The sequence below is a fragment of the Pseudomonas syringae KCTC 12500 genome (genome assembly GCF_000507185.2).
GTDB lineage: Bacteria > Pseudomonadota > Gammaproteobacteria > Pseudomonadales > Pseudomonadaceae > Aquipseudomonas > Aquipseudomonas syringae.
The window spans coordinates 5,794,477-5,810,231 of sequence record NZ_AYTM02000002.1 but is presented as its reverse complement, the minus strand read 5'-3'; the positions used below and the strand labels follow the sequence as shown (position 1 = coordinate 5,810,231).

General features: G+C 56.8%; 24 protein-coding genes. 21 read left to right on the top strand and 3 right to left on the bottom strand.

What is annotated here, in order from left to right:
• Positions 1-50: 50 nt before the first annotated feature.
• The 7 genes from V476_RS25365 (at position 51) to V476_RS25335 (ending at position 4,461) form a co-directional block, all read left to right on the top strand.
• Positions 51-473: a phage regulatory CII family protein gene (locus V476_RS25365; RefSeq protein ID WP_016567846.1), complete on the top strand. Its 423-nt coding sequence runs from the start codon at positions 51-53 to the stop codon at positions 471-473.
• Positions 474-506: 33 nt separating this feature from the next.
• Entirely contained in the window at positions 507-1,484 is a 978-nt protein-coding gene (locus tag V476_RS25360) for a hypothetical protein (RefSeq protein WP_024961035.1), read from the top strand.
• Entirely contained in the window at positions 1,471-2,268 is a 798-nt protein-coding gene (locus tag V476_RS25355; protein WP_024961034.1) for a hypothetical protein, read from the top strand. Before V476_RS25360 ends, V476_RS25355 begins: the two co-directional genes overlap by 14 nt.
• Positions 2,265-2,735 carry a hypothetical protein gene (locus tag V476_RS25350; RefSeq protein ID WP_024961033.1) on the top strand — a complete coding sequence of 157 codons (471 nt, stop codon included), beginning with the start codon at positions 2,265-2,267 and terminating at the stop codon, positions 2,733-2,735. Before V476_RS25355 ends, V476_RS25350 begins: the two co-directional genes overlap by 4 nt.
• Positions 2,732-3,370, top strand: coding sequence for a recombination protein NinG (locus V476_RS25345; RefSeq protein ID WP_024961032.1), 639 nt, complete (start codon positions 2,732-2,734; stop codon positions 3,368-3,370). Before V476_RS25350 ends, V476_RS25345 begins: the two co-directional genes overlap by 4 nt.
• A complete protein-coding gene (locus tag V476_RS25340; RefSeq protein WP_024961031.1) occupies positions 3,349-3,894 on the top strand; it encodes a hypothetical protein in 546 nt (181 codons plus the stop codon). The genes V476_RS25345 and V476_RS25340 overlap by 22 nt, the downstream gene beginning before the upstream one ends.
• Before the next feature lie 162 nt (positions 3,895-4,056).
• The gene (locus tag V476_RS25335) at positions 4,057-4,461 is read left to right on the top strand and encodes a hypothetical protein (RefSeq protein ID WP_024961030.1); all 405 of its coding nucleotides are present in this window, start codon (positions 4,057-4,059) and stop codon (positions 4,459-4,461) included.
• A gap of 119 nt (positions 4,462-4,580) precedes the next feature.
• Here the strand turns inward: V476_RS25335 and V476_RS25330 are convergent, their stop codons facing one another.
• Entirely contained in the window at positions 4,581-4,910 is a 330-nt protein-coding gene (locus tag V476_RS25330; RefSeq protein ID WP_024961029.1) for a hypothetical protein, read from the bottom strand.
• Positions 4,911-5,024: 114 nt separating this feature from the next.
• Here V476_RS25330 and V476_RS25325 point away from each other — a divergent pair, with 114 nt between their 5' ends.
• The 4 genes from V476_RS25325 to V476_RS29125 all read left to right on the top strand — a co-directional run bounded on the left by V476_RS25325 (position 5,025) and on the right by V476_RS29125 (position 6,978).
• Entirely contained in the window at positions 5,025-5,396 is a 372-nt protein-coding gene (locus tag V476_RS25325; RefSeq protein ID WP_024660209.1) for a DUF3450 domain-containing protein, read from the top strand.
• On the top strand, positions 5,396-5,734 hold the full coding sequence (locus tag V476_RS25320; RefSeq protein WP_024961028.1) for a hypothetical protein: 339 nt from the start codon (positions 5,396-5,398) through the stop codon (positions 5,732-5,734). The genes V476_RS25325 and V476_RS25320 overlap by 1 nt, the downstream gene beginning before the upstream one ends.
• A gap of 634 nt (positions 5,735-6,368) precedes the next feature.
• Positions 6,369-6,599: an Acb2/Tad1 domain-containing protein gene (locus V476_RS25310; protein ID WP_024961026.1), complete on the top strand. Its 231-nt coding sequence runs from the start codon at positions 6,369-6,371 to the stop codon at positions 6,597-6,599.
• Between the two features lie 244 nt (positions 6,600-6,843).
• Positions 6,844-6,978, top strand: a complete 135-nt coding sequence (locus V476_RS29125; protein WP_258043937.1) for a hypothetical protein — start codon at positions 6,844-6,846, stop codon at positions 6,976-6,978.
• Positions 6,979-6,997: 19 nt separating this feature from the next.
• On the opposite strand, the gene V476_RS25305 is transcribed toward V476_RS29125, so the two are convergent.
• On the bottom strand, positions 6,998-7,318 hold the full coding sequence (locus tag V476_RS25305) for a hypothetical protein (RefSeq protein WP_024961025.1): 321 nt from the start codon (positions 7,316-7,318) through the stop codon (positions 6,998-7,000).
• A 119-nt stretch (positions 7,319-7,437) separates the two neighbouring features.
• Here V476_RS25305 and V476_RS25300 point away from each other — a divergent pair, with 119 nt between their 5' ends.
• Complete coding sequence (locus tag V476_RS25300) at positions 7,438-7,884, top strand: Ntn hydrolase family protein (protein ID WP_024961024.1); 447 nt, start codon at positions 7,438-7,440, stop codon at positions 7,882-7,884.
• 14 nt (positions 7,885-7,898) lie between these two features.
• Here V476_RS25300 and V476_RS25295 read toward each other — a convergent pair whose 3' ends face one another.
• Positions 7,899-8,099 (bottom strand): hypothetical protein, encoded by a 201-nt coding sequence (locus tag V476_RS25295; protein ID WP_024961023.1) that lies wholly within the window; start codon positions 8,097-8,099, stop codon positions 7,899-7,901.
• 117 nt (positions 8,100-8,216) lie between these two features.
• Between V476_RS25295 and V476_RS25290 the strand changes: the two genes are divergently transcribed.
• The 9 genes from V476_RS25290 (at position 8,217) to V476_RS25250 (ending at position 15,755) form a co-directional block, all read left to right on the top strand.
• A complete protein-coding gene (locus V476_RS25290) occupies positions 8,217-8,840 on the top strand; it encodes a putative metallopeptidase (protein ID WP_024961022.1) in 624 nt (207 codons plus the stop codon).
• A 31-nt stretch (positions 8,841-8,871) separates the two neighbouring features.
• On the top strand, positions 8,872-9,333 hold the full coding sequence (locus tag V476_RS25285) for a DUF2280 domain-containing protein (protein ID WP_024961021.1): 462 nt from the start codon (positions 8,872-8,874) through the stop codon (positions 9,331-9,333).
• Positions 9,320-10,621, top strand: coding sequence for a terminase large subunit domain-containing protein (locus tag V476_RS25280; protein WP_024961020.1), 1,302 nt, complete (start codon positions 9,320-9,322; stop codon positions 10,619-10,621). Before V476_RS25285 ends, V476_RS25280 begins: the two co-directional genes overlap by 14 nt.
• Positions 10,618-12,039, top strand: coding sequence for a DUF4055 domain-containing protein (locus tag V476_RS25275; RefSeq protein ID WP_024961019.1), 1,422 nt, complete (start codon positions 10,618-10,620; stop codon positions 12,037-12,039). The genes V476_RS25280 and V476_RS25275 overlap by 4 nt, the downstream gene beginning before the upstream one ends.
• Positions 12,014-13,099, top strand: a complete 1,086-nt coding sequence (locus V476_RS25270) for a minor capsid protein (RefSeq protein WP_024961018.1) — start codon at positions 12,014-12,016, stop codon at positions 13,097-13,099. The genes V476_RS25275 and V476_RS25270 overlap by 26 nt, the downstream gene beginning before the upstream one ends.
• A 96-nt stretch (positions 13,100-13,195) precedes the next feature.
• Positions 13,196-13,507, top strand: coding sequence for a hypothetical protein (locus V476_RS25265; protein WP_024961017.1), 312 nt, complete (start codon positions 13,196-13,198; stop codon positions 13,505-13,507).
• 82 nt (positions 13,508-13,589) lie between these two features.
• Complete coding sequence (locus tag V476_RS25260; RefSeq protein WP_011267977.1) at positions 13,590-14,318, top strand: hypothetical protein; 729 nt, start codon at positions 13,590-13,592, stop codon at positions 14,316-14,318.
• A gap of 12 nt (positions 14,319-14,330) precedes the next feature.
• Complete coding sequence (locus V476_RS25255) at positions 14,331-15,281, top strand: major capsid protein (RefSeq protein WP_002553404.1); 951 nt, start codon at positions 14,331-14,333, stop codon at positions 15,279-15,281.
• A gap of 45 nt (positions 15,282-15,326) precedes the next feature.
• Positions 15,327-15,755 carry a CTP synthase gene (locus tag V476_RS25250; RefSeq protein ID WP_235810975.1) on the top strand — a complete coding sequence of 143 codons (429 nt, stop codon included), beginning with the start codon at positions 15,327-15,329 and terminating at the stop codon, positions 15,753-15,755.

The window sequence follows — 15,755 nt, the reverse complement described above, 5'->3', positions numbered from 1 at the left end:
TGCCCTGCCTCAACGCCAGGCACTACGGAAACAGAATCGAGGTTTTACGAATGGAAAATTTCTTGCGGTCCTGCCAGAGCGCCGTCCTCGAAAACGAGGCCAAAAGCTTGGCAGCGAAAATGGGGGTTGCTCACGTGAGCCTGCTCCAGCGCGCCAACCCAGACAACGATGCTCATCACCTGACCATCGAGCACCTGTTCGGGATTCTGCTGCACACGAATGATTTGCGGCCGCTGAAGGCCCTTGCTGACGAGTTCGGTTGCGATGTCATTGCACGCCTGCGGCCAGCGCCGAAACCACTGCTTGCGGCATTGGCACATCTCGCCGCCGAGTCGGGAGACGTGAAGCGCCTGATCTACGACGCAACAACTGATAACCACATCAGCCAGCACGAGAAGGCCCAGGGTGACAAAGCCATTCAAGAGGCGATCGACGCGCTTCAGGTGCTTCGCGAATCGCTGAAGGCCGCCTGATGAGCCGGACCAAAAGGGTCGGGAAGTCCTGATATGCAGTACACCGTCACGATAAACCAGGTGAAGGCATTGGAATGGGGGCTGAATTCTCAGCAGGCCCTGCTGTTTGCCTTCGTCTACGGCTGTCCCAGCTGGACCAAGCCAATCAAGACCGATGGCGGGATTTTCTTCGCGCTGAGCAAAGCGAAGATCATCGAGGAGCTTCCGCTGCTCACTGACAAGCCTGATACCGCTTACCGCATGCTGAAGGCTCTGGAAGACGCCGGGTTGATTGAGCTTTCCAGCACTTCAAATATCACACTTTTTCGTCTGACAGCGAAGGCCGTCGAGTGGAATCAGAAGCTCGACGGGTCGGAAAAATATCCGACCCTACCAGACGGCAAGGCTCGGAAAAAAATCCGAGCTACCTCGGAGAAAAATCCGATCAAGGTCGGAAAAAAATCCGGGCAAGGGTCGGAAAAATCTCCGACAAATCAGGATACAAGTAATCAGGATACCAATCAGGGTACAAGTCAGGACTTGCAAGACCCTCCCGGCGAGCCGGGTCAGTCCTGCGGTTTGGCTGTGGTTGACGATCGCGCCGACACGCCACGGGTTGAGATTCCCACCGATATGCCTGGGCCGAAAGATCGAACCTGCAAAACCTTCAAGGTCTGGGCGAACTACGCCATGGCCTACCGCAAGCGTTACAGCGCCTGGCCGGTTTGGAATGCCAAAGTCGGCGGCCAACTCGGCCAGCTGGTCGACCGTCTCGGCGCTGATGTCGCTCACCACGTCGCTGCCCACTTCCTGAAGACCAGCGATGCCGCCGTTCTGCGCAAATGCCACAGCCTCAACGAGCTGCTGGCAAACGCAGAGAGTTATCACACCCAGTGGGTAACCGGTCAGCGCGTCAACGGCACTACTGCCCGCCAGCTGGAAAGGACTGAGGCGAATCTATCCGCAGCGGAGCAGGCCGCCCAGATGGTTCTGGCCAAACGCCAAGCAGGTGACCGCAATGAATACCTCTGAAATGAACGATCAGCAGGTCGCAGGACTGGCGGCCGCCATCTGCGCAACCGCTGAAGCCATGGGGCAGGAAATGAATCCTGGCACGGCAGCGATAATGGCCGAAGACCTGTGTGCTTACTCGGTGCCGATCGTCAAAGCCGCGCTGAAGGCCTGCCGTTTCGAAGTGAAGGGAAAGTTGGCCATGGCTGACATCCTCCAGCGCGTCCAGTCTTCCGACGGCCGCCCGGGCAAGGACGAGGCATGGGCCATCGCCATGACGACCAGCGACGAATTCGAAACCGTCGTTCTCACTGACGAGATCCAGCTAGCTTTGGCTGCCGCGAAACCTGTTCTCGATGCTGGCGACAAGATCGGCGCACGCATGGCCTTCATCAGCGCTTACGAACGACTTGTGAGCCAGGCCCGCAATGATCAAAAGGGCGTTAGCTGGCGCGTTTCAGTCGGTTTCGACGCCAATCGCCGTGTTGAGGCCATCACCAAAGCCGTGCAGATGCAGCGCATCCCGCAAGAGCGCGGGCAGTTGTACCTGGCCGATTTGAACGTGGTGCCCATCACGCAGGACGGCCAGGCCATTGCTGGCTTGATCACCGGCCAGGTTGCCAACCCAAGCCCGGACGTTCGAGAAAAGCTTCAGGCGGTGAAAGACAGCATGCGCGAAATGAGCAAGGCCTCGGCCAAGCGCAGGCACGAATTGAAGATCAAGGCCGCCAATGATTTGGCCGACCGCCTCGCGCTGCTCCAGCGACAGGCTGAGGAATTGCAATTGAAGAGGGCGGAGTTGTGACCGACAAAATCAGCGTGAATTGCCAATCAAAGCTCACCGAAGCCGTCACACGCATGACGGCGATGTTCCGCGAGAAGAAGTTCGTCGTTGTGTCGCTGCGCCCGGGCAAAGACCGCACCCTCGACCAGAACGCCCTTTGGTTCGCGTTTTACAAACGAATCTCGGAGATGACGCAGATCGGCGACGCCAGCGAGGCGCGCAAGTACTGCAAATTGCACCATGGCGTTCAGATCCTGATCAATGAGGACGAGGACTACCGCGCGGCTTGGCACAGGACCACCAAGCACCTGAGCTACGAGGAAAAGCTTGACCTGATGGGCGACAACAAGCTGTTGGGGCCAGATGGTTTCCCGGTCACCAGCCTGTTCAATCGCGCTCAAGGCATCGCGTACACGGACCGCATCCTGGCCGAGTTCACGGCGCTGGGCGTCTTTTTCGGTGACCTGATCGGTGAGGCAGCTGCATGAAGCGCACCTCACTGCAACGCAAGGTACCACTCAAGGCCAGTGGCATTCCCCAGCGCACTCCACGCGCCAAGAAGTGCGCCCACTGCGCAGAGCTGTTCCGGCCTGCACGCCCCGGGCAAAAGGTGTGCGGACCAGCCTGCGCCATTGCCATGCCCGCCGAGAACCTTCCGCAGGCTCGCAAGGCGCTGGCTGATATCGAGCGCAAAGAAATCAAGGCTCGCAAGGAGAAACTGAAGTCCCGCAGCGACCACATGAAGGACACCCAGCAGGCTTTCAACGAGTGGGTTCGTCACCGTGATGCCCCGCTGCCTTGCGTGAGCTGCGGACGGCATCACAACGGCCAGTGGCACGCCGGGCACTATCGGTCCGTCGGTGGTCACCCGGCCCTGAGATTCGAACCGCTCAACGTATGGAGGCAGTGCGCTCCGTGCAACATGCACAAGTCCGGGGATCTGGTGAATTACCGGGCTGAGCTGGTACGCCGTATCGGCATTGTCAACGTGGAATGGCTAGAGGGACCGCACGAGCCCCAGAAGTACACCATCGAAGAATTGAAAGCCCTGACAGCCAAGTACCGGGCACTGACCAGAGAATTGAAGAAAGGAGAAGCGGCATTATGTATCGGAACGTTGTAGCAGCAGTGGTCCGGGCTCTGGCCGCGGAAACCATCAACTCGGCCGGCGGGTGTGATTTCGAGCCAAAGGTTCAATGCGCCAAGCAGAAGGGCGAGATCGTCGGCAAGGAGGCAGCATTCCTGACCGACTGTTGGGTTTTCGGTCGACTGCACAAGGCGCTGAGCCCGGAGCACTGGCGCGCGCTGGTGGCGAAGTTCTCGACGCACACCGACCGCAAGCACGCGGCGATCACGGAAATCACCAAGCAGTACCGGTCGCCGGCGCCTGAGAGGTTCCGTCACTGCGCGATCGTCACCTGGGCCATGCCAAAGCTTCCTGGCATCGAAGGCAAGCGCAGCACAAATGTGCTTCCAGCCACCTGGTACGAGATGGACAACTGGAGCGACGATCCGCACCCAATCAAAACGCAGGAGCGGTGGAGGCGTGACATTCGCAAGGGCCTGGAGAGCATGGTAGACGTGGCGCTGACTGAGGCTCAGCAAATTTTGGAGGCTGAAGGCATTTTGATTGCAGATTGCGCTTGACGGGGATTGAACCACTGAGCCATTATCCATTCCATCATGTCATTCCTGCGCATATTGAGGATTGAGGACATGGAAGCCCGTCAGTTATGTCGGGTTTTTTGTTTGATAGGTTTTGCTGGTTGCTTCTCCGAATTACCTTCTTGACAGGGATGCTGGTTTTATATGACGACTGATCTCGGTGGGTTAATGTTGGAGCTTCATAAAGAGGCAAATGAGTACCCGTATACTACGCCCTCATCGGATGAATATCCGAGTTTCGCCGTAAGGGTTCAGCTTTCTAATCCTGAGCTGTATGACGACCTTCACGAAATCATGGAAAAGCACGGATTTAACAGAACCATTCGTGATAGCAATGGGACGCTGAAGTATCTTCCGACCGCCATGTATAACTACATTGCGAAGACGGAGTACCTATCCTGTGAGACGGTCTGCGATTACGCCAAGGATGCTGTTAACGAACACCTTGATTCCACCAATCAAAAAGACGCAGGGGTTGAGCTTTTCGTTTCAAACTTGACCGGCGCGTGGTTCGTTCTGAATGAAGCCAAGGAAGTAGGCAGCGACTGATGTATCGACCACCCAAGCCCAGCCTCATTGCTGGGCTTTTTTTATGCCTGCGATTTACTCAAACCCCTTGGAACCTCTGATCATCAAGTTCAGAGAGGGCCTCATTCGGCACCAGGTCTTCATAAAGGTCTTTTACCGCTACTCACGTCGGCTAAGTCGTGAATCAGAAACTTCAAGAATTCTAGGGCGAGTAAAGCGTAAAAGACGGCCTCCAAGATTTCCCACCGGTTGATCGGGTCGCCGTTCAGGCCGAAGTCCAAAAGCTTCGATAGGCAAAACACCATGAGCAGAAAGCCGATTCCGAATCTCGCGATCACCCTAATCAACACCCTGATCAACTTCCCAGTTTTTTGACTGATGGTTTCGATCAGGGCTGACTTGTTGATCTGGTGCGCTATGACAGTCGCGATAATTGCCACCAACATTGTTATCCATAGATCCTTTGGCATCCGACAGTCCTTGTAATTTTATTGATGTGAGAGTCAACGAGATTAGACGAAGGGCTAGCGGAAGCTTTTATTTTTGTTTGGCCGTGCGGCCAACCTAATTTCCCCGGAGTAAAGATGGACCCAACCGACCTCGGCCCAGGCACCGCTACCTGGCTGGGCGGTACGGGCACAATCCTGCTGGGTGGCTTCCTGTGGTTGAGGAAATTCCTCTCCAGGGATGCGACCGACCGCGCCATGGACAACGCCGACATCGGCACCGTTCGCAGGCTGAACGAGCTGCTCGACTCTGAGCGCCTGGCTCGCAAAGAGGCCGAGGCCCGATCTGACCAGTTCGCCAAAGAGCGCAACGAACTGGCTGCCGCTGTCGGCCGAATGGAAGGGAAGATCGAAGCCCTGACCAGCCAGATCACTCAACTCACTGACAAGGTCACATCGCAGAGCGCAGAGATTGCCCGCCTGCGTACCAAGTTGGGAGGGCTCAACTGATGGAAAGATGCGTCAGAGATTTCATCGCCCGGCGCTGGTGGCGTCGGGTAGAGGTGTGGGTTATTGCCTCGCTGCTGGTAACCGGCTCGTTCGCGCTGGGCTTCGGTGCTTCGCAATGGTCGCTTGCCAGTTGGTATAGCGCCCAGGTCGCCGAAGTTCGCCGTGGTTATGACGAGGCCACCGTGCAGCGCGACATGCGCCTGAACAAGTTGGCCAAGACCGCGACCGATGCAGCAGGGAAGGTTGAGGATGCAGCCGGCAAGGCCACCAAGGCGGCAGAGACAGCGAGCAAGGCAGCAGACAAGGTCAACGAGGCGGTAGAGCGGCAGACGCCATAGCGCCAAAGTAGAAAGTATGGCGCGCAGACATCCTTACATTACATTCCTTCGAAAACTATCTGAGCGCTTACGAGCACTTGATCTTTGAAAGTGACTTTACAGAATGTCTCGGGAGCCGAGCCCCCAGCAACCTTCTTCAAAGATTCGCATTTAAGCTGCACGTTATCCAAGCCTTCAAGCGGCACTACAGCTCCATTAATGGCTTCGCTAAGGGGGTACTTGAATGGCCTCCGGTAGCCAGCCCCTGCCCAAATCTGTGGCCCATTAGCACTAATCAGGCCTGACGAGGGAGTCGCGCATAAATTGAAGCGCGTACGTTTGCCGTCAATGATCTGCGCATCTGTATAGCAGACATATCGCCCATTTTCAGTGACGATCTTGGAAGGGCCGTGGTTTGTCCACGTTTCCTGAGGTTGCGTGGCGCAGCCGCTGAGAACCAAAGATGCGAGGATTGATACTGCAGTGATGCGGGTGCGTGTAAACGGCATTAGGTTAGCTACCTTGCTTTAAAAGTCGCCACTAATACCGGCTAACGGCCATCATTTCAAGCGCTGCGTAGAAACTCTGGCACCACGGTAGCGCTCCACAAATTCAGACACTGCCATTTCGTGGCGCGAACGACAGAGGAAAGATCATGGATAACCAGCACAAGAAAATCACCGGCTATCGCGACCTGAGCCAGTCGGAGATCGACGGCATGAATTCGATCAAGGCCTTGGAGGCTGATACCGGCGAGCTGTTCAAGCAGATCGGCCAGATTGAAGGTGTTGATCCCCGAGTACTGGCTCTGGCTAAGACCAATCTTCAGCAAGGGTTCATGTGGTTTGTGCGCGCCATCGCCAAACCAGCCGACCCCTTTATCTGATAACCCGCTGCGGTACGGAGTGACCATGCCTCATCCCACTTTCCACAGTGTCCGAGACGGCCGTGGTATTAGACGCGTGTTCGTGAATGGTAATGAGGTCGACAATGTTCTCTGGTGCGATACGGCTATTGGCATTGTGGTCTACGCGCCCAACCCTGTTATAGCAAAGCGTCCTGCCCGTGAAGAGGTCTACACCCGGCGCTTGCGCGGACGAGTAACAGTTACCCCTCGATGGTGAGTGATCATGACCAAAAAGAATTGGATGGTCACGACGCCCGAGCACAAACCATTCCCGATGATCCTTCTTGAGTGCGCCCTCGATCACGCAGGGGCGCTTGCCTTTGCCCGGTCGATTTGGCCGAACTGCAAGGTTGAATGACCAGGTTTTTGTTCCTGCTTCATGGCTCCTGTTTTTTACGTTTTGCGCTAATAGAGCGAGCGCAGTTGCCCAACACTGCTGCTGAATAAAATAAAGCGTTAGACAGCGAAGCAGCGAGCGCATAAATGTCGAGACGGCCGGGGTATCCGCTAGCAACGCAGAATTTCCATACGAAAACGACAGAAATCCCTGCACCGACCCCCATCACGAAGTTCCCCGTCAGGCTCTGCCAGTAGCCTAAAACTCTGGTGGGTTTTGTTGAGTGGGCCACTGCTAACGCAACGCTAAGCAAAAGAAAAAACGTCGGGATTCCGACGGTAAACATTTGAAAGCCGTTCATGCACACCTTCTTTTTTTGGATCGGTAGTCGCGAGATTTTCAGCAAAGTCGTTCAGCGCAGCAGTTTAAATGCATGGCCCATGCATCATCGATAACTTTTAGCAGCATCGGAGTCTCAACATGACGACCATTGCCTACAAAGACGGCGTGATCGCCTATGACTCGCGAACCACAAGAGGCACGACAATCAGTGACGATGACTGCGAGAAGCTGCAGACCGTCAACGGTGTTGAGTTCCTCTGCACAGGCTGCGCCTGCGATTTTGATGCGCTGATAGCTGGATACTTTGGAACTGTCGCAAGCAGCCAGGTGGAAGCGTCTGGTTACGCCATTGATGATGGAAAGCTTTTCCTGATCGGTTATGACGACAAAACTGGATTTTGGAAGTCGGCCTTGGACCTCGATCGTGTAGACGCCATCGGCAGCGGCTCACCATTCGCTTTGACGGCCATGGATATGGGCACCACTGCATCCGAAGCGGTAGAGATGGCCAAGAAGCGGGATACAGGCACGGGCGGGAAGGTCAGGATGTTGAGCATTCGCGAAGAGGGTGTGCCGCAGGTTTAGTGCGGCACGATGGATCAGCCTTTTAGAGCCGCCTGAATCTTATCTGCGTAATCCGAAAGGCTTGCTATTTCCTGACTCAAATCAACTGCAGCAGAGCTTGAGGCGCGGGCCGCTATTAGCTCTAAAGCTATACCGACAGCGAAAGCGCGCTTGTCGCTGGTGTCATAGGCGGCATTATTACTGTTAAGCGTTGCTGCATGAATTGTCGTAGACATTTCTACTTCCTTGCATTTGATGATTCCCATCAATACCGGCAAACGGCCATTACTTCAATCCTTTTTTAGTGATCTGAATTCACTTACTACCACCAAGCAACTCGCCTGGGAGGGAGCATGAATAGGCCAACGCCACCAGCCGAATTGCTGAGGGGGTCAGAAGAATCAGATGTGTTCATGCGGCTTGTGCCAGCGAAAGGCGTGTGGGATTGGGTGCAGAGCGAAATCCTTGCCGACACTGGCACCATCCACAACGAAGACCATGCTCATCTGATCGATGCTGACATCTGCATCATGTGGGCTTCATCTGCATTCACGAAGCAAGGTCGCACAGTGCTGGGCCAGGCCGAACAGGTTGCGTTCCGAGCCGGTGGTTGGCAGAAGGCCCGGATGGAGCAGCAGATGCGTGACTGGTTCGGCTACGTACCGAGCTACATCATCACCCTGGCCGCCGATTACTGCTCGCAGTGCAGCGATGCGGACTTCTGCGCACTGGTCGAGCATGAGCTCTACCACATCGCTCAGGCGGCCGATCAGTACGGTGCTCCCAAGTTCACGCAAGACGGATTACCGAAGCTGGAGATGCGCGGTCATGACGTCGAAGAGTTCGTCGGTGTGGTTCGTCGCTATGGGGCAAGCCCAGACGTCCAGCTGCTGGTCGACGCTGCAAACAAGCCTGCTGAGGTAGGTAAATTGAATATATCGAGGGCCTGCGGAACCTGTCTGCTCAAGTCGGCCTGAAATTTGACAGGCATTAGACGGAATCCAACCTATGGCAGCCCTGAAGCATGAGGTGAAGAGCTTCATCGTTCAGGCGTTGGCTTGCTTCGACACTCCCTCGCAAGTTGTAGAGCAGGTCAAACAAGAATTCAGCATTGAGATATCACGCCAGCAGTGTGAGTCGCACGACCCAACCAAACGAGCTGGAGCAACCCTAGCGGCCAGATGGGTGACGCTGTTTCACGACACACGTAAGCGTTTCCGTGAAGACACGGCAGAGATTCCGATTGCCAACCGGGCCTATCGGCTGCGCGCCCTCGGCAGGATCGTTGAGAAAGCAGAGGGCATGCGCAACTTGGCGCTGGCCCTTCAGGTATTGGAACAGGCTGCTAAAGAATCCGGCGATATGTACGTCAACCGTCACCGCAAGGATGAGCCGGGCGAAGAGCCGGCGATTCCGACTCGCATCCAGGTCGACGTAGTGGACGCGAGGAAGCCTGATGCCCAGCCTTAACGTCCCGCAATCGAAATTCCTGCTGCTGCCCCACAAGTTTCGTGCATTTGTGGCCGGTTTCGGCTCTGGGAAGACGTGGGTCGGCTGCTCGGCGCTGAGCAAGCACTTCATGGAGTGGCCGGGTGTCAACGCCGGTTATTTCGCACCGACTTATCCGCAGATCCGGGACATCTTCTATCCGACGATGGAGGAGGTGGCTTACGAGTGGGGCCTGAAGACAAAGATCAATCAGGCGAACCATGAGGTTCACATCTATAGCGGTCGGCAGTATCGCGGCACCGTGATCTGTCGCTCGATGGAGAAGCCGCAGACCATTGTTGGTTTCAAGGTAGGGCACGCCCTGGTCGACGAGCTGGACGTTCTGACCTCGATCAAGGCGCAGCAAGCCTGGCGCAAGATCATCGCGCGAATGCGTTACAACCTGCCCGGGCTGAAGAACGGCGTAGATGTCACCACGACACCGGAAGGCTTCAAGTTCGTCTTCCTGCAGTTCGTGAAGCAGCTGCGCGACAAGCCAGCGCTCAAGGAGATGTATGGGCTCATCCAGGCGAGCACCTTCGACAACGAGCTGAACCTGCCGGACGACTACATCCCTTCGCTGATGGAGTCGTACCCAGAGCAATTGATCAGGGCGTACCTGAACGGCCAATTCGTCAACCTGACGTCTGGGTCGATCTACCACGCTTATGACCGAAAACTGAACCAGTGCTTCGACACGGTCCAGGTCGGTGAGCCTCTTTTCATTGGCATGGACTTCAACGTCGGCAAGATGGCAGCGATCACGCATGTGAAGCGTGACAAGGGCCTGCCCCGAGCCGTGGACGAATTCGTGGACGGCTACGACACGCCCGACATGATCCGACGCATCAAGGAACGCTACTGGCGCCACGATGGCGACAAGTACATCAAGACCTGCGAAGTCAGGGTTTACCCAGACGCCTCCGGCGACTCGCGCAAGTCAGTCAATGCCAGCGTCACGGATATCGCCATGCTCAAGCAGGCAGGCTTCACAGTGATCGCCCCTGCGGCCAACCCTCCGGTGAAGGATCGAATCAACGCTATGAACGCGATGTTTTGCAACGCGCAGGGCGAGCGCCGATACCTGGTCAACCCTTTCACCTGCCCGACATATGCCGATGGCCTCGAACAGCAGGTCTGGGCGGCCAACGGTGAACCCGACAAATCACAAGGCAACGACCACGCGAACGATGGCGGCGGTTATTTCATCCACCGCGAGTACCCGATCATAAAACCGGTCACCTCTCTAGCCCTGGGATACGCCCGATGAATAATGACGTTTCCTTCAAACGGCCCGAATACATCGAGGCTTTGGATCGCTGGCTTACTGTGCGCGACGTCTGTGCTGGCCAGCACCGTGTTGTTGACCGGCTGCCTTACATCAACCGACACGACAAGTCAGAAGAGAACGTCGAGCGCAACAACGCGTACCGCGAGCGCGCGGTGTTCAAGAACGCCACCGGCCACACCCGAAACGGGCTGATTGGTTTGGCGTTCCACAAAGACCCCACGCTAACGGTCCCCAAGAACCTTGAATACCTGCAGGACAATGCCAACGGCGCAGGCGTGAGCATCTATCAGCAGTCGCAAGGCTCGCTTGAGAAGGTCTTGGAAGCCGGTCGTCATGGTCTTTTCGTGGACTTCCACGAGGACAGCGGCATCGGTGGGCATTCGGTCATCCTCACTTACACGGCTGAAGACGTCATCAACTGGCGCACCGGTATGGTGGACGGCCACAACGTCCTGATCATGGTTGTTCTGCGTGAGATGAACGAAGAGCCAGATGGGTTTGGGCTGAAGTGCACTGAACAGTTTCGCGAGCTGGCCCTTGGCGAGGATGGACTGTACGTTTGTCGCGTCTGGCGTCGTAAAGGCCCGCGCGGCGGTGGCCCTCTTGAGGTTGTGGAAGAGTACATGCCAGCCGGGAAGGGCGGACGTCTCAAGGAGATCCCTTTCACTTTCATCGGCGCGCAGAACAACGACCCAAGCATTGACGAGTCGCCGCTTTACGACATCGCTATGATCAACCTCGGCCATTATCGGAACAGCGCGGACTACGAGGACAGCGTGTTCTGGTGTGGCCAGGCTCAGCCATGGATCAGCGGCGTCGACGACCAATGGCTCGAAATGGCGCGCAAAGAAGGCGTCTACGTAGGCTCCCGCGCTCCGATCCCTGTGCCTGCTGGCGAAACGTTTGCTTTTGCCCAGCCCCAGCCCAACACGCTGGTGAAAGAGGCGATGGCCGACAAGAACCAGATGATGATTGAGCTGGGCGCACGCATGGTTGTGTCGTCGATGACGGCCAAGACGGCTACAGAGTCGAGAGGCGACCAGTCGGCGTCCACGTCGGTGCTCGCGATCTGCGTATCCAACGTCAACGAGGCCTATACCCGAGCGCTGGGTTGGTGTGCTCAGTTCTTGGGCGCCACCGGCAAGACGGCTTACCTGGTCAATCAGGAGTTCGTCGAGCTCAGCGCGGACCCGCAGATGATCACCGCGCTTGTGCAGCTATGGCAGAGCGGCGGGTTTGCCAAAGCCGATCTGCGCGGGTACCTGCGCAAGTTGGGGCTGATCGCACCGGAGCGAACCGACAAGCAGATAGACGGAGAGCTTCAGGAACAGACCGACAACCTCGGCCTGGATGATGACGAGGACTTAAACGATGGCCGTCAACCAAGCGGTACTTGATGCCACGATTCGGCACTCGGTGTTTCTGGAGCAACTGAAGGCTGGAGAGGTCGAGAAATTCGCTCCTTTTCTCAAGGAGATCGACCGGGCGGTGCGCGAGCAGCTCACCAATGCCGACCTGAGCGAGTACAACATCAAGCGGCTGAACCAGCTGCTCGACGAGGTCGACAGCCTGCTGCTCGGCATCTTCGACCGCTATACCACCACGCTGAACCTTGATCTGATCGACTTGGCCAACTACGAGGCTCAGTTCGAAGCGACGGCGCTATCCCGGTCCGCCCCTGTGGGTGTCACCTTTGATGCAGTGGTACCGCCAGCGCGCGCGATCCGCTCGGCGGTGCTCAACAACCCGCTCAGCGTGCGCGACAACGGCGGCGGCAAGCTGCTGGAGCCGTTCATCAAGGACTGGGCAACTACCGAACGCGAGCGCGTCAGTGGTGCCATCAGGCAGGGATTCTTCGAGGGGCAGACGAACTTTCAGGTCATCCGCAAGATTCGCGGTACCAAGGCTGCTGGGTACAGCGACGGGATATTGGCAACGACCAAGCGCAATGCCAGTGCAGTCGTGCACACGGCTGTGCAGCACGTCGCCTCGCAGGCCCGAATGGAGACGATCAAGGCCAATCCTGATGTAGTCGCCGAGATTGAGATCGTCGCCACACTCGATAGCAAGACAACCCAGACCTGCAGGTCGATGGATAAGCGTCGCTTCCCAGTCGATTCCGGGCCGCGGCCCCCGTTCCATATCAGGTGCCGGACTACCTTCGTTCCTGTGACCAAATGGACCAAATTCCTCAGCAAGGATGCTACCCGCGCCTCGGTGGGGCCGGACGGCGGAGGCCAAGTGGCAGCCGATCTGAGCTATTACGATTGGCTCAAGCTCCAGCCGGCAGCTTTTCAGTATCAGGCGCTTGGCCCAACCCGCGCCAAGCTGTTCCGTGATGGCGGACTGACGCTTGAGCGCTTCTCTGAGCTGCAGCTCGACCGCAATTTCAAGCCGCTCACGCTGGAACAGATGAAAAAGCTTGAGCCGCTGGCATTCGAGCGTGCAGGTATTTAGTCCTTCAAATGCGGTAGCGGATTGGTAACAGCGAAAATGATTGAATTGGGCCGCCCTCCTTGAAACTATCGAGGCTGGAATCTTTGGACCTCCGTCATGACTTACAAAATCATAAAGCTGCAAACCAACAAAAAACGTAACTACATCCTGCTTTCGGATATTTTCGATTGGTTTGAACCGGAGATCATTGGCGGTACAAAAAAGTCAGAGAGTTCTTCGAGAAAGGCTTACGTGATCTACGGAAATATTGAGACCGTGGAGGACTTTATCGTTTCTGATAAAAAAATCTTTCGCCAGCGTAAACGTCGCTTCGTTACGGCTTTCCTGGACCAGCACGGCCTCCATAAGGGTGACCTCGTAAGAGTGGAGCGACTCGCGCCTTTCACGTATCGATTTTTGCCAGGTTAGACCGGACATTCATTATCAACCCGCTTCGGCGGGTTTTTTTATGCCTGCAAAGCGGGCGAACAAACCCAAGGGGTGCATCACCGTGGCAGAAGAAAACGAAATCGACCTGGAAAACCCGGCAATCAAGGCCGCTATCGCGACTGCCGTTGAAGCATCCGTTTCGGGGCTGAAGACCAAAAATACCGAGCTGCTGGGGAAGTTGAAAGACACCTCCACCAAGCTGACTCAGTTCGAAACCCAGTTTGAGGGCATCGACATCGACGCCGTCAAAGGGCTGCTGAGCCGCGCCGGTCAGGACGAGGAAACCAAGCTGCTTACAGAGGGCAAGGTGGACGAGGTATTCAACAAGCGCACCGAGCGTCTGCGAGGCGACTATGAGAAGCAGTTGAAGGCAATCAGCGAGCGCGCGACGAAGGCTGAAACATTCGCCGCCAAGTTCCAGGGCAAGGTCCTGGGCGACTCGGTGCGCGGTGCAGCCCTCAAAGCCGGCGCGCTGCCTGAAGCAACCGACGACATCATCCTGCGCGCCAAAGGCGTGTTCTCACTGAACGAAGAGGGCGAAGCGGTCGCCGTTGATGAGTCTGGTCAGACCATTCTCGGCAAGGACGGCAAGACCCCTCTGACCCCGCTCGAATGGGCGGAATCCTTGCGCGAAAGCGCTCCTCACCTGTGGCCAAGGGCCTCGGGTACGAATGCCCCGGGCGGGGGTGGCGGCCAGGCTGCACTGAAGCGCTCCGAAATGACAGCCACGCAAAAGCGCGACTACCAGCGCAAGCACGGCCAAACCGCATACCTCAATTTGCCCAAGTAAGGGGATTCACCCATGGCAACAACTGTGAACAGCGATCTGATCATCTACAACGATGAGGCTCAGACCGCATACCTGGAACGTGTTCAGGACAACCTAGACATCTTCAACGCGTCCTCCAACGGCGCAATCATCCTCGACAACGAGCTGATCGAAGGCGACTTCCGCAAACGTGCCTTCTACAAGCTGGCAGGTTCGCTGGATCACCGTGACGTCAACTCCGAAGCCAAAGTCGTCGCCAAGAAAATCGGCGCCGGTGAGGCAGTCGGCGTCAAGGCTCCGTGGAAGTACGGCCCGTATCAGACGACCGAAGAGGCGTTCAAGCGTCGCGGTCGCCCGGTAGACGAGTTCTCCCAGATCATCGGCCAAGACGTTGCAGACGCAACCCTTGAAGGCTTCGTGCAGTACGCAACTGCCGCGCTGCGCGCTTCGATCGGCTCCAACCCTGCAATGGTCGTTGAAGCCAGCATCGAGACCGACGGCAAGAAGACGCTGACTCGCGGCATGCGCAAGTTCGGCGACAAATTCGGCCGTATCGCGCTGTGGGTCATGCACTCGTCGGCATACTTCGACATCGTCGACGAAGCCATCACCAACAAGCTGTACGAAGAGGCGGGTGTCGTGATCTACGGCGGCCTGCCAGGCACCCTGGGCAAGCCGGTACTGGTTACCGATACCGCCCCGGTTGACGTGATCTTCGGCCTGCTGCCAAGCGCCGTGACCATCACCGAATCCCAGGCGCCTGGCTTCCGCTCCTATGAAGTCAACGATGAGGAAAACCTCGGCATCGGCTACCGCGCTGAAGGCGTCGTGAACATCGATGTTCTGGGTTACAGCTGGAAGGAAACTGCCGGCGGTGCGAATCCATCGCTCGCTGCTGTCGGCTCGTCCGCCAACTGGGTCAAGCACTCTGCCAGCGACAAGGTCACTGCTGGCGTGATGATCGAACTCACTCCGGCTGCATAAGCCATCCTACAGGTGCGGTCAGAAATGGCCGCCAGGGAGAACATCATGGAACTCGTTTATAGCAACCAGCGCGGCGACTTCGATCCCAACAAGCGCTATCGCAACCCGGATCTGTTCCGGAACGTCGAACGCGGCGTGACCAAGGTCACAGTGGTTGGCGATTACCCGGAAATTGTCGATGCCTACAAGGCGGTCGAGATTGAGGTGGAGATCGAGACACGCAAGACGCCGGTGAAAGGCAAGGCCAAGGCCGCTGACAAAACTTCTGCAAAGCCGGGCAAAGGCCCAACCAAGCCTGAGTCCAATGGCACCCAGAAGGATGGCACCAAGGAAGAACCGGTCTACATCCCCAAGCTGGAAGCAGATAACCAGTGGATCATCATCACCCGTGACGGTGTACGATTCAGCGACTTTGCTGGTGATGAGGCTCAGGCCAAGGCCGAAGCAGATCGCCTGAACGAAACCAAGGAATAA

Excerpts from the sequence above, each read along its gene's own strand:
- V476_RS25365 (WP_016567846.1), top strand. The coding sequence starts at position 51 with ATGGAAAATTTCTTGCGGTCCTGCCAGAGCGCCGTCCTCGAAAACGAG.
- V476_RS25360 (WP_024961035.1), top strand. The coding sequence starts at position 507 with ATGCAGTACACCGTCACGATAAACCAGGTGAAGGCATTGGAATGGGGG.
- V476_RS25355 (WP_024961034.1), top strand. The coding sequence starts at position 1,471 with ATGAATACCTCTGAAATGAACGATCAGCAGGTCGCAGGACTGGCGGCC.
- V476_RS25345 (WP_024961032.1), top strand. The coding sequence starts at position 2,732 with ATGAAGCGCACCTCACTGCAACGCAAGGTACCACTCAAGGCCAGTGGC.
- V476_RS25335 (WP_024961030.1), top strand. The coding sequence starts at position 4,057 with ATGACGACTGATCTCGGTGGGTTAATGTTGGAGCTTCATAAAGAGGCA.
- V476_RS25330 (WP_024961029.1), bottom strand. The coding sequence starts at position 4,910 with ATGCCAAAGGATCTATGGATAACAATGTTGGTGGCAATTATCGCGACT.
- V476_RS25325 (WP_024660209.1), top strand. The coding sequence starts at position 5,025 with ATGGACCCAACCGACCTCGGCCCAGGCACCGCTACCTGGCTGGGCGGT.
- V476_RS25320 (WP_024961028.1), top strand. The coding sequence starts at position 5,396 with ATGGAAAGATGCGTCAGAGATTTCATCGCCCGGCGCTGGTGGCGTCGG.
- V476_RS25310 (WP_024961026.1), top strand. The coding sequence starts at position 6,369 with ATGGATAACCAGCACAAGAAAATCACCGGCTATCGCGACCTGAGCCAG.
- V476_RS29125 (WP_258043937.1), top strand. The coding sequence starts at position 6,844 with ATGACCAAAAAGAATTGGATGGTCACGACGCCCGAGCACAAACCATTC.
- V476_RS25305 (WP_024961025.1), bottom strand. The coding sequence starts at position 7,318 with ATGAACGGCTTTCAAATGTTTACCGTCGGAATCCCGACGTTTTTTCTT.
- V476_RS25300 (WP_024961024.1), top strand. The coding sequence starts at position 7,438 with ATGACGACCATTGCCTACAAAGACGGCGTGATCGCCTATGACTCGCGA.
- V476_RS25295 (WP_024961023.1), bottom strand. The coding sequence starts at position 8,099 with ATGTCTACGACAATTCATGCAGCAACGCTTAACAGTAATAATGCCGCC.
- V476_RS25290 (WP_024961022.1), top strand. The coding sequence starts at position 8,217 with ATGAATAGGCCAACGCCACCAGCCGAATTGCTGAGGGGGTCAGAAGAA.
- V476_RS25285 (WP_024961021.1), top strand. The coding sequence starts at position 8,872 with ATGGCAGCCCTGAAGCATGAGGTGAAGAGCTTCATCGTTCAGGCGTTG.
- V476_RS25280 (WP_024961020.1), top strand. The coding sequence starts at position 9,320 with ATGCCCAGCCTTAACGTCCCGCAATCGAAATTCCTGCTGCTGCCCCAC.
- V476_RS25275 (WP_024961019.1), top strand. The coding sequence starts at position 10,618 with ATGAATAATGACGTTTCCTTCAAACGGCCCGAATACATCGAGGCTTTG.
- V476_RS25270 (WP_024961018.1), top strand. The coding sequence starts at position 12,014 with ATGGCCGTCAACCAAGCGGTACTTGATGCCACGATTCGGCACTCGGTG.
- V476_RS25265 (WP_024961017.1), top strand. The coding sequence starts at position 13,196 with ATGACTTACAAAATCATAAAGCTGCAAACCAACAAAAAACGTAACTAC.
- V476_RS25255 (WP_002553404.1), top strand. The coding sequence starts at position 14,331 with ATGGCAACAACTGTGAACAGCGATCTGATCATCTACAACGATGAGGCT.
- V476_RS25250 (WP_235810975.1), top strand. The coding sequence starts at position 15,327 with ATGGAACTCGTTTATAGCAACCAGCGCGGCGACTTCGATCCCAACAAG.